Origin of the sequence: Geobacillus sp. LEMMY01 (assembly GCF_002042905.1) — a bacterium.
GTDB lineage: Bacteria > Bacillota > Bacilli > Bacillales > Anoxybacillaceae > Geobacillus > Geobacillus proteiniphilus.
In genome coordinates this window covers 1-10,901 of the sequence record NZ_MVKA01000062.1, presented here as the reverse complement: position 1 = coordinate 10,901, position 10,901 = coordinate 1, and the positions used below count along the sequence as shown (strand labels likewise).

Here is a 10,901-nt window from a genome sequence, read left to right as displayed (position 1 = left end):
CCTCTCCACCGTCCGGCCGGCCATATCAGCCGGAAGCGGCGTCCACTCCAACACCGAAAGCGCCGTTTTCCCCAAGTCACGAAACACGGTCCAAAACTCTGGAAAATACCGATCCGTCCAGCGGACGATCGCGTTTTTCACCGCCGTCTGTTCCTTGCGGAGCTTCTCTTTGAGCGTGCTCCCCACGCGCAAATCGGCTTCGATCTCGTGCAGCAGCCGGGGAACGAGGAATCGTCCGTCTTTTGCCAGTCTGGCAATGACCAGGGCGTCTTTGGCGTCGTGTTTCGTCGGCAGGTTGTCATCGAGTTCTTTCGACCGGCACACATGCGCCGGGTTGACCATGACCAACGGGATCCCGTTCTCCTCGAGGAAGTAGGCTAGGTTCAACCAGTAGTGCCCGGTCGGCTCCACGGCGACGATCACCTCTGACTTCCCRAACGCTTGCATCGCCYCCTGAATCGCTTTATACAGCTGTTGAAACCCCTCTTTCGACTGGAAGATCGGGAACGATTTGCGAAGCACGCGCCCCCGGTCATCCACGAAGCAGGCGTAGTGGGTTCGTTTCGCGATATCAATACCCACGACAAGCGTTTGTTCGGTTACTTGATCAATTTTATAGTTTTGTGTACAATTCATCTGAAGTCCTCCTTGGTATGGTGAGTGATGTGGTTGACACCCCTGCATCATACCAAGAGGGCTTTTTTTGATCAAGTCCCCGGAAAAGCTCCTAACGGGAATGCTCCTTTGTTTTTGACAGAGGCGGAGCGGGCCACGCCCCCTGGATAATCTTTGTTCAGCGCGGTGCAGTTTGGATACGTTTTGATTTTGGCTGCCGCTTCGGCCAGGCGGAGCGAGTCAAAGGAAAAGCTGGCTGCGAGTGCAACTTTGCATGGGGGACAATGTTGGCAATGATATCGCTCCGGCCCGCCGGCTCGGCTGCCGGACGATGTTGATCGACGTGTACGGCCTCGCGAAACGAGGGGATGCGGATCTCATCGTCGCTTCGACGTCGGCGTGTGTGCCGGTGCTGCGCCGCCTGTTGTAGGCGGTGTATTTTTGTTTTGTATATTCAGAAAATTATTGAAAATATTCATGAAAGCGTGTACAATAAAAACAGCCGGCTATATACCAACCGGTCAGTAAAAAAGCTATCCAATGCTGCTTGCGCGGCGGTTGCCGCAGTGAACGATCGCGTGAAAAGGAGGAGGGGGAACGGAATGAATACGAGACATTACCCGTATTGGCCGAAACGGCTCTCGAAAACGCTGGCTGTGCCGGAGACGACGCTCATCGATCATCTCGAAACGTCGGCGAAGCGCTATCCGAACAAAACGGCGATTTACTATTACGGAGCGGCTTATTCGTACAAACAGCTGCTCGATGAAGTGAATGCGTTGGCCGGCTATTTGCAGCAAAAGATGTTCGTTAAACCGGGCGACCGCGTTCTATTGTACATGCAAAATTCTCCGCAGTTTGTCATCTCCTACTATGCCATTTTGCGCGCTGAAGCGATCGTCGTGCCGATCAATCCGATGAACACCTCAGAGGAGCTTTCCTTTTACGTCAATGATTGCGAAACGAGAGTCGCCATCGTTGGGCAGGAGCTGCTTGACAAAGCGGCCCCGCTCCTTGGACGAACACCGCTGGAACAAATCATCGTCGCTGCTTATTCCGATTATGCCTCCGATGAATCGCCGGTTTCGCTTCCGGCCGAAGTGGCGGCGCCGCGGCGGGCCATTGGGGATGAGCGCATTCTTTTATGGGCGGACTGCCTCGGCGCCCAATTGCCGCCGCTTCCGTATAACGGCCATGTCGATGACATCGCCGTCTTGCCGTACACATCCGGGACGACCGGGGTGCCGAAAGGTTGCATCCACCCGCACCGGACGGTGAACGCCAACATCGTCGGCGCCTACCATTGGGGCGATGTGACGAGCGACTCGGTCGCGTTGGCGACGCTGCCGTTTTTCCATGTCACGGGGATGGTCCATAGCATGCATACGCCGATTTTCGCCGGCGCCGCCATGGTGTTGATGACGCGCTGGGATCGGGACGCGGCCGCCCGGCTGATCGAGTTGTACCGGTGCACGCATTGGGTGAACATCAGCACGATGCTTATCGACTTTTTGGCCAACCCGGCGCTTGGCCAGTATGACATTTCCTCGCTTTCGAGCATTTCCGGCGGCGGAGCGGCGCTGCCGGAAGCGGTCGGGGAAAAATTGTTCCAGCTCACCGGCGTCCGTTATTTTGAAGGCTACGGGCTGACGGAGACGATTTCGCAGACGCATTTCAATCCGCCGGACCGGCCGAAATTGCAATGTCTCGGCGTTCCGTCGTTTGACGTCGACGCGCGCATCATCGACCCGGCGACGGGGAGGGAGCTTGGCGTCGGCGAAGTCGGGGAGATCGTCGTTTGTGGTCCGCAAGTGTTCCGCGGCTATTACCGGCGTGAAAAAGAAACGGAAGAAGCGTTCATCGAGCTCGACGGCAAGCGGTTTTTCCGCACCGGCGACATCGGGCGGATGGATGAGGAAGGCTACTTTTTCATCGTCGACCGCGTCAAACGGATGATCAACGCTTCTGGATACAAAGTGTGGCCGACCGAAGTCGAGTCGCTTTTGTACAAACATCCGGCTGTTCAGCAAGCGTGCGTCGTCGGCGTGCCGGATCCGCGCCGCGGCGAAACGGTGAAGGCGTTTATCGTCCTTCATGACGAGTATGTCGGCAAAGTAACGGAAGAAGAGATCATTGAATGGTCCAAGACGCAAATGGCGGCGTATAAATACCCGCGCCTCGTTGAATTCCGCTCGTCGCTGCCGATGACGTCAAGCGGCAAGCTGCTTTGGCGGAAACTGCAGGAAGAGGAATATGAAAAAGCGGGGAAAGGGGTGAACGCCTGATGGCGAAAACGGTCGAAACCGTCCTTGGCCCGGTGCCGGTGGAACGGCTTGGCAAAACGCTCATCCACGAGCATTTCCTCTTCGGTTATCCAGGGTTTCAAGGTGATGTGACGCGCGGCCCGTTCCGCGAAGACGAGGCGCTTCGCGTCGCAGTCGAAGCGGCGGAAAAGATGAAGCGGCACGGCATTCAAACGGTTGTCGATCCGACGCCGAACGACTGCGGGCGCAACCCGGCGTTTTTGCGGCGCGTCGCTGAAGAAACGGGGCTGAACATTATTTGCGCCACCGGCTATTATTATGAAGGGGAAGGGGCGCCGCCGTATTTCAAATTCCGCCAGCTGCTCGGAACAGCGGAAGATGATATTTACGACATGTTTATGACCGAGCTGACCGAGGGCATTGCCGATACCGGAATCAAGGCGGGTGTCATCAAGCTCGCCTCGAGCAAAGGGCGCATCACCGAGTACGAAAAGATGTTCTTCCGCGCCGCCGCCCGTGCGCAAAAAGAGACGGGCTCAGTCATCATCACCCATACGCAAGAAGGAACGATGGGGCCGGAACAAGCCGCCTATTTGCTTGAGCACGGCGCCGATCCGAAAAAAATCGTCATCGGTCATATGTGCGGCAACACGAACCCGGACTACCATCGCCGGACGCTTGCTTATGGCGTTTACATTGCCTTTGACCGTTTCGGCATCCAAGGGATGGTCGGCGCGCCGACCGATGAGGAGCGGGTGCAGACGCTCCTTGCTCTGCTTCGCGATGGGTATGAGAAACAAATTATGCTGTCCCACGACACCGTCAACGTTTGGCTCGGCCGTCCGTTTACGCTGCCGGAGCCGTTTGCCGGGATGATGAAAAACTGGCATGTCGAGCATCTGTTTGTGAACATCATCCCCGTGCTGAAAAACGAAGGAATCAGCGATGAGCAGCTTGAGCAAATGTTCATCCACAATCCGGCAGCGTTGTTCTCGGCCTGACGCCATCCTCACTCAAAAGTACGGACCTATAAGGTTGGTGAAAACCGCGTTTTCTTCAAAATAGTTGTTATGAAGGCGCGGAAAAGCTGTTGATCCATTAGCGAAATTTCCGCGGCCGAGCGTTTTTTCGTTAAATCACCGGCTTTCTATACTGGGCAACGTTGTGTTGCACGCAAAAGGCTGCTCGAAAGGTGAATAGACGAATAGAAAACCGCCGTCATCCGGCTTCAACTGGCCGACGGCGGTTTTTTGTTTGGACGGGGGTCCGTTTTTTTCCATTCCTATGAATAATTTTCCTGTTTGGTTGAACAATAAAGAAAGACAAGAGCCGAGCGAAAGGAGGAGAAAAGGTGCCGGCCATCGAAAAGCGACTCCTGATCTTCTCTTTCGTTGTCATCGCCTTGTACGTGTCGCCGTATTTTGTGCTTGGCGAGGATGCGCATATGCGCGTTCATGACAATTTGGATTCGAACATCGCCTGGTATAAGGTGCTCACCCGAAGCGGTGAGCTATTCGGACCGGTCGATGGCGTCATTCCGCAAATCATCAACGGCCTGCCGCGCAACGCGTTCGGCACGGAATTCAGCGGCATCGTTTGGCTCCATGCTTTGTTTCCATCTATTTACGCCTATGGGATCAGCCAAGCCGCAACCCGCGTATTGGCGTTCATCGGCATGTATTTGCTGCTGAGAAAACATGTGCTGCCGGATGACCGATGGCGCTGGATTCGTGTCGGTGCCGCCTTGACGTTTGCCTTGACGCCGTTTTGGCCATCGGGGATGTTAAGTACGCTCGGGATGCCGCTTGCGCTTTGGGCGTTTTTAAACATCCGCAACGGCGAGCGTTCATGGGTGAACTGGGCGGTGTTGACGCTCTTGCCGCTCTATTCGAGCTTCGTGCTTGGATTTTTCTTTTTCTTGAGCGCGCTTGGGATTTGGTGGCTCGTTGATGTCATCCGCGGCAAGGGTTGGAATTGGCGGTTTTTGGCGGCCATCGCCTATATGACGATGCTTTATTTGGCGGTCGATTACCGGCTTGTCCATTCGCTGTTGTTTTCCAATGAGCCGACAAGCCGCGACGAATATTTCCACGCGCGCCTGCCGCTTTGGCGCGTCATCCGGCTGACGTTCAAAAACTATGTGCTCGGCCACACCCACGTCATGACCGTGCATGGGCTCGTCATTTTACCGGTGACGCTTATTGCCCTGTATTTCGTCTGGAAGCGGAAGCGCTGGCGGCAGGAAAAACTGTTTTTGCTTTTGCACGGGTTGAACTTCGCGTTGTCGACATGGTATGCGTTTTGGTTTTACAAAGGGTGGCTGCCGCTCACCGAACGGTTCGATTTGCTCGATAAGTTCAATTTCGCCCGCTATCACTTTTTGCGGCCGATGGTCATTTACATATTGTTTGCGCTGGCGTTGAAAATTTTTTGGCAGGAAGGCCGAAGGTGGCGGGCGGTCGGTGCGGCGGCCATTGTCTTGCAGCTTGTCGTGCTTGCTTTATGCAATGAGGAAATCGTCTACCGCGACAAGCCGTCGTTTCGCGAGTTTTACGCGGAAAAGCAGTTTGCCGCCATTCGCCGCTATATCGGCCGTCCGGTTCATACATACCGCGTCGCCAGCATTGGCATCCATCCGGCGATCGCTCAATACAACGGCTTTTACACGCTTGATACGTACAACAACTTTTATCCGCTCGAATACAAGCATCGGTTTCGCCGCATCATCGCCAAGGAGCTCGCGAAAAACAAAAAACTGCGCGAGTATTTCGATGAATGGGGCGGGCGCTGCTATTTGTTCGTCGATGAGCTGGGCAAGCGGTATATGTTTCAGAAAAACTCGAAGCGTACGATTCGCAACTTGGAATTGAACACGAACGTGTTTTATGACATGGGCGGGCGCTACGTTTTTTCGGCGCTGCCGATTGAAAACGCCGGCGAAAACGCCTTGCGCCTTGAGCGGGTGTTCCGTTCCAAAGAGTCCGCGTGGACCATCTATTTATACAAAGTCGTGCCGGAGGGAGGAAGGTGACATGTTCGAACCGACGTTGGCCATTGTTGTGCCGTGTTACAACGAAGAAGAGGTGCTGCCGGAGACGATCCGCCGCTTGCGGGAGCTGCGCGAACAATTGATTGAAGAGCAGCTCATTTCATCCAACAGCGCGCTTTTGTTCGTCGACGACGGCAGCCGTGACGATACATGGAAGATCATATACAAAGCGAGTTTGCGCCACCCGGAAGTGAAAGGGCTGAAACTGGCGCATAACGCCGGGCATCAAAACGCGCTGCTTGCTGGGCTGTTCGCCGCGAAAAGGCATGCCGATTGCCTCATTTCGATCGACGCTGATTTGCAAGATGATGTAGCGGCGATTCGGGAATTTGTGCAAAAGTTTCGCGAAGGTTATGACATCGTCTACGGCGTGCGCCGGCGACGCGATGCCGATACGTGGTTCAAGCGCCATACGGCGCAAGGATTTTACCGGCTGATGAAGGCGTTTGGCGTCGATCTCGTTTACAATCACGCCGACTATCGCCTTATGAGCCGGCGCGCTGTGGACGCGCTTGAACAGTTCGGGGAAGTGAACTTGTTTTTGCGCGGCATCGTTCCGCTTTTGGGCTTTCGGTCGGCGACGGTTTATTATGACCGAAAAGAGCGGCTGGCCGGGAAAACGAAATATCCGCTGAAAAAAATGATCGCCTTTGCGCTTGACGGCGTGACGTCGTTTAGCGTCACCCCGATCCGTTTCATTTCGCTCGTTGGGTTTCTCTCGTTTGTCGTCAGCTTGATGTTTGGCACCTATTTTCTTTTTCTCAAATGGGCCGGGCATACGGAAACGGGTTGGACGTCGCTCATCACTTCCATTTGGTTGTTAGGGGGCTTGCAGCTGATGGCGCTCGGGCTGATCGGTGAATATATTGGGAAAATTTACAAAGAAGCCAAACGGCGGCCGCGCTATATCGTCGATTTGGATTTATGGAATTGGACGCTGCCGCAGCGGCTGTCGCCGGCGGCGCCGTCCGAAGAGGGAGGGGCGGCCGAATGGACGCGTTCGTAATGGAACAAAAAGGGAGGTGCGCTTTGGCGGCCGCCTTTTTTCTTTGTCTTGCAATTCAAAAAAAGAAAGAGTAGACTGATGGATGGGGAGAATGGATCATTCCATTGGCCGAAAATACGGCGAAAGTCAGTGTATGGCCGGCGAAAAGGCTTGGAAAGGGGAGAAACCGGAAATGGCCAATTGGCATGAATGGGCGGAAATGCTCGAGCGGGTGAGAGAGGAGAATCCGCTCGTCCATAATATCACGAATGTCGTTGTGACGAATTTTACGGCAAATGGGCTGCTTGCGCTTGGCGCTTCGCCGGTGATGGCGTATGCGAAAGAGGAAGTGGGCGAGATGGCGAAGCTCGCTGGCGCGCTTGTCCTCAATATTGGGACGTTGAATGCCGAAGAGGTAGAAGCGATGCTTGTCGCCGGCCGGGCGGCCAATGAAGCCGGCGTGCCGGTCATTTTCGACCCGGTCGGGGCCGGGGCCACGCGCTACCGGACGGAGACGGCGCGCCGCATCGCGGAACAAGTCAAGCTCGCCGTGATCCGTGGCAATGCGGCGGAGATCGCCAATATGATCGGTGAGGCGTGGGCGATTAAAGGGGTGGACGCCGGCGGAGGAAGCGGCGATCGAGTGGCGTTGGCCAAACGGGCGGCGGAGCAGCTCGGCGCCGTTGTCGCGATTACCGGAAAAGAGGACGTCGTTGCGGACGGACAGACGACGTATCTTATTCAGAACGGCCATCCGTTGCTGACGAAAGTGACCGGGGCGGGCTGCTTGCTGACATCGGTTGTCGGAGCGTTTGCGGCCGTTGAGCGCGATGCGGTGAAGGCGGCGGTGGCCGCGCTTGTGTATTACGGCGTCGCAGCGGAGCAGGCGGCGGCCAAAGCCGGGGAGCGCGGACCGGGCAGCTTCCAGACGGCGTTTTTGGACGCGTTGGCGTATACAAGCGTCGATGATGTCAAACGGCATGGCCGGGTGGAACAACGGTAAAAGGGGAGGAGAAACACGATGGTGTACAAAGCGTTGACGATTGCCGGGTCGGACAGCGGCGGCGGCGCCGGCATCCAAGCCGATCTCAAAACGTTCCAGGAGCTCGGCGTCTTTGGCATGTCAGCGATCACGGCGGTGACGGCGCAAAACACACTTGGCGTGCAAGGCGTCTACCCGCTGTCGGCGGAAGCAGTCGCCGCCCAGATCGAATCGGTGGCCGGCGATTTAGGCGCGGATGCGGTGAAAACCGGCATGCTCTTTAGTGCCGAGATCATTCGTACGGTTGCTGAACAAGTGAAAAAACATAAATGGGAGCGGCTGGTCGTCGACCCGGTGATGATCGCCAAAGGCGGCGCTCCGCTGTTGCAAGAGGAAGCGGTGGCCGCGCTGAAAGAAGAGCTGCTGCCGATGGCGCTTGTCATTACACCGAACATTCCAGAAGCGGAAGCGTTGACGGGCGTTGTCATCCGCACGATGGATGACCGTCGCGAAGCCGCGCGCCTCCTCCACCGGATGGGCGCCCGCTATGTCGTCGTGAAAGGCGGCCATGACGATGATGGCGAAGAAACCGTCGACTTGCTGTATAACGGCAGCGAATTTTCCTATTTTAAAAGCAAACGAATTGACACGCGCCATACGCATGGAACCGGCTGTACGTTTGCGGCGGCGATCGCCGCTGAGCTGGCGAAAGGGCGGCATCCTGTCGACGCTGTCGCGACGGCGAAGGCGTTTGTGCAATCGGCGATTGCTCACCCCCTTGGCATCGGTCAAGGCCACGGCCCGACGAACCATTGGGCGTACCGCCAATACGGGGAGTGAGAGCGATGGCGCGCATCGCGAGCGGCGAAATGAAGGAGAGACTGGCTGTTTACTTCATTATGGGAAGCCGAAACAGCGAACGTCCGGCCGCCGATGTGCTGAAAGAAGCACTTGACGGCGGTGTGACGTTGTTTCAATTCCGCGAAAAAGGGCCAGGCGCTTTAAAAGAGGCGGACAAAGAGGCGCTCGCCCGGCAGCTGCAGCGCCTTTGCCGCGCTTATGGGGTGCCGTTTATCGTCAACGATGACGTCGAGCTGGCCCTCGCCATTGATGCCGACGGCGTCCATGTCGGTCAAGACGATGAGGATGCGCGGCGCGTGCGGGAAAAAATCGGCGATAAAATTTTGGGCGTCTCAGCGCACAACGTCGAAGAAGCGATGGCGGCCGTTGATGCGGGCGCCGATTACCTCGGCGTCGGTCCGATTTACCCGACCAGCTCGAAAGAGGATGCAAAGGAAGCGCAAGGACCGGATGTTCTCCGCCGCCTGCGCGAAGCCGGGATCACAATCCCAATCGTCGCCATCGGCGGCATTACGGCTGCGAACGCCAAAACCGTTGTGGAAGCCGGGGCGGATGGGGTGTCCGTCATCAGCGCCATCGCTTCGGCTCCGTCGCCAAAGGCGGCGGCCGCCGCCTTGGCGGAAGCGGTGCGGGCAGCCCGCACGCGCTGAATGAAAAAGTCGGTTTCCATTTGTGGGCAAAGCGCCCTAATGGAAAAAGGTGTCCCGTTGATATTTCGGGACACCTTCTTTTTTGACTGCTAGGTCGTTGTCTGCCGCCAGTTCGGCCATCGCCATTCCAACAGCGGCCGTAGGAGCCGGACGACCGGCTTGCTTCCAAGGATGAGCATCATGGCAACCGACAGTGCAAACAGAAGCGGATAGCCGTGCACATCCATAATAAAGTCTGGGAATGGCGTCTCGTGCAAATATTTTAAAATAAACCCGTGCAAGATATAGATGTAAAACGTGCGCGCCCCGAGCACGGAAAAGGAGAAGCGCCGGCTCGGGATGAGCGACAGAAAGCCAAACATCATGAGCAGGCTCGCCCCATAAATGGCGAGGCGGCTCGCAATGCCGGCTGGTTCCGAGACGCCAAGCGTATCGTACGATTTCGAGCCGTACAGCCAATCTTGCGGCAAATCCGGAAACCCGAAATGGATGACGAAAAACATGCCAACGAGCACCGCAAGCGAAACGAGGCGCACTGGGGCGGCAAACAAGCGCTCGATCGCCGACTTTTGAAAGAAAAATCCAAGCAAAAAGAACGGGAAAAACGTGAGCGTCCGCGACAAGCTGAGCCATTTTTCCGCTTCCATCATCCCGCCGGCAAGGCCGAAAAGAAGCGCCATCGGCAATGCGATCCGCCTTGGCAGCCGGCCGAACCATAACAGCAGCACGTTCCAGCTAAACAGGCTGAGCAAAAACCATAAACTCCAATGCGGGGTCAATAAGTCAAGTTCCAACGACTGTTTGTCATACAGGAAGAAGTAGTAGATCGAATACAGCAGCTGGAATAGAACGTACGGGATGAGCAATTTTTTCGTGATCTTTTGCAAGTAGCCGTGCTCGTGGAATTTTTTTGCGAAATAGCCGGAAATGAAAATGAACGCCGGCATGTGGAAAAAGAAAATCCACGTATACAAGCTGTGCACCCATAAGACGTCGTCAATGTACGGGCGCAGAAAGTGGCCAAACACGACGAGGAGCATGAGCGCGCATTTTGCGTTGTCAAAATAATAGTCCCGCTCCTTCATAGTGTTTCCTCCCTCTAGAAATGTTGATCTATCAAGGCTTTTCGGCCTCTCAGGGGTGTCCAAAAAATATTTTTCGACAAAATCCCTTACATCCTTTTTCAGTTTTGTGGATATCTTACAGACCTAGGGTGCGCTTCGCGGCCACGGCTGGTTATATTTTCCTGCCACGGGGGGAAGCATATTCGATGCACCCTTTGGATCTCCGCGTCGCTGATGAGGACGAACCCTCCCATGTCTCCGGGCGTCTTCGCGCCAACATTCCCTCGTTCGGTCTCGTCATCAGGCGGAGGCCGGCCAAGCTCCTTTAGGGACTCAAGGTCGAATGGATGAAATCACGCCAGCTTCTCCGGTGTCATCTCRTKGTCCAACGATTCTKCCGTTCGCAGGGGTGAGGCCTTAGGCCTCCCGTT

Annotated in this window: 10 protein-coding genes and 1 pseudogene; 8 read left to right on the top strand and 3 right to left on the bottom strand. The window is 55.9% G+C overall.

Annotation, left to right across the window (positions count from 1 at the left end):
• Together B1A75_RS18810 and B1A75_RS20820 are read right to left on the bottom strand one after the other, a co-directional pair.
• On the bottom strand, positions 1-636 hold a 636-nt coding region (locus tag B1A75_RS18810), incomplete at its 3' end, for an IS110 family transposase (RefSeq protein ID WP_139761772.1).
• A 104-nt stretch (positions 637-740) separates the two neighbouring features.
• Positions 741-845, bottom strand: a pseudogene (locus B1A75_RS20820) (excalibur calcium-binding domain-containing protein); the annotation flags it as partial.
• Positions 846-889: 44 nt separating this feature from the next.
• Between B1A75_RS20820 and B1A75_RS18805 the strand changes: the two are divergent.
• The 8 genes from B1A75_RS18805 to thiE all read left to right on the top strand — a co-directional run bounded on the left by B1A75_RS18805 (position 890) and on the right by thiE (position 9,406).
• Positions 890-1,045: an HAD family hydrolase gene (locus B1A75_RS18805; protein WP_254866662.1), complete on the top strand. Its 156-nt coding sequence runs from the start codon at positions 890-892 to the stop codon at positions 1,043-1,045.
• Positions 1,046-1,217: 172 nt separating this feature from the next.
• On the top strand, positions 1,218-2,900 hold the full coding sequence (locus B1A75_RS18800) for a long-chain fatty acid--CoA ligase (protein WP_074044814.1): 1,683 nt from the start codon (positions 1,218-1,220) through the stop codon (positions 2,898-2,900).
• A complete protein-coding gene (locus B1A75_RS18795) occupies positions 2,900-3,880 on the top strand; it encodes a phosphotriesterase family protein (RefSeq protein ID WP_074044815.1) in 981 nt (326 codons plus the stop codon). The genes B1A75_RS18800 and B1A75_RS18795 overlap by 1 nt, the downstream gene beginning before the upstream one ends.
• Positions 3,881-4,230: 350 nt before the next feature.
• Entirely contained in the window at positions 4,231-5,910 is a 1,680-nt protein-coding gene (locus B1A75_RS18790; protein WP_074044018.1) for a DUF6044 family protein, read from the top strand.
• Position 5,911: 1 nt separating this feature from the next.
• Positions 5,912-6,934 (top strand): glycosyltransferase family 2 protein, encoded by a 1,023-nt coding sequence (locus B1A75_RS18785; RefSeq protein ID WP_074044017.1) that lies wholly within the window; start codon positions 5,912-5,914, stop codon positions 6,932-6,934.
• Between the two features lie 172 nt (positions 6,935-7,106).
• Positions 7,107-7,916 carry a hydroxyethylthiazole kinase gene (gene thiM, locus B1A75_RS18780; protein WP_074044023.1) on the top strand — a complete coding sequence of 270 codons (810 nt, stop codon included), beginning with the start codon at positions 7,107-7,109 and terminating at the stop codon, positions 7,914-7,916.
• Between the two features lie 18 nt (positions 7,917-7,934).
• The gene (thiD, locus tag B1A75_RS18775) at positions 7,935-8,735 is read left to right on the top strand and encodes a bifunctional hydroxymethylpyrimidine kinase/phosphomethylpyrimidine kinase (protein WP_079936702.1); all 801 of its coding nucleotides are present in this window, start codon (positions 7,935-7,937) and stop codon (positions 8,733-8,735) included.
• A 5-nt stretch (positions 8,736-8,740) separates the two neighbouring features.
• Positions 8,741-9,406 (top strand): thiamine phosphate synthase, encoded by a 666-nt coding sequence (gene thiE, locus B1A75_RS18770; protein WP_079936701.1) that lies wholly within the window; start codon positions 8,741-8,743, stop codon positions 9,404-9,406.
• 89 nt (positions 9,407-9,495) lie between these two features.
• On the opposite strand, the gene B1A75_RS18765 is transcribed toward thiE, so the two are convergent.
• Positions 9,496-10,491, bottom strand: a complete 996-nt coding sequence (locus B1A75_RS18765) for an acyltransferase family protein (protein WP_079936700.1) — start codon at positions 10,489-10,491, stop codon at positions 9,496-9,498.
• Between the last annotated feature and the right edge of the window lie 410 nt (positions 10,492-10,901).

Coding starts and splice junctions, on each gene's coding strand:
- B1A75_RS18805 (WP_254866662.1), top strand. CDS start 890: ATGGGGGACAATGTTGGCAATGATATCGCTCCGGCCCGCCGGCTCGGC.
- B1A75_RS18800 (WP_074044814.1), top strand. CDS start 1,218: ATGAATACGAGACATTACCCGTATTGGCCGAAACGGCTCTCGAAAACG.
- B1A75_RS18795 (WP_074044815.1), top strand. CDS start 2,900: ATGGCGAAAACGGTCGAAACCGTCCTTGGCCCGGTGCCGGTGGAACGG.
- B1A75_RS18785 (WP_074044017.1), top strand. CDS start 5,912: ATGTTCGAACCGACGTTGGCCATTGTTGTGCCGTGTTACAACGAAGAA.
- thiM (WP_074044023.1), top strand. CDS start 7,107: ATGGCCAATTGGCATGAATGGGCGGAAATGCTCGAGCGGGTGAGAGAG.
- thiD (WP_079936702.1), top strand. CDS start 7,935: ATGGTGTACAAAGCGTTGACGATTGCCGGGTCGGACAGCGGCGGCGGC.
- thiE (WP_079936701.1), top strand. CDS start 8,741: ATGGCGCGCATCGCGAGCGGCGAAATGAAGGAGAGACTGGCTGTTTAC.
- B1A75_RS18765 (WP_079936700.1), bottom strand. CDS start 10,491: ATGAAGGAGCGGGACTATTATTTTGACAACGCAAAATGCGCGCTCATG.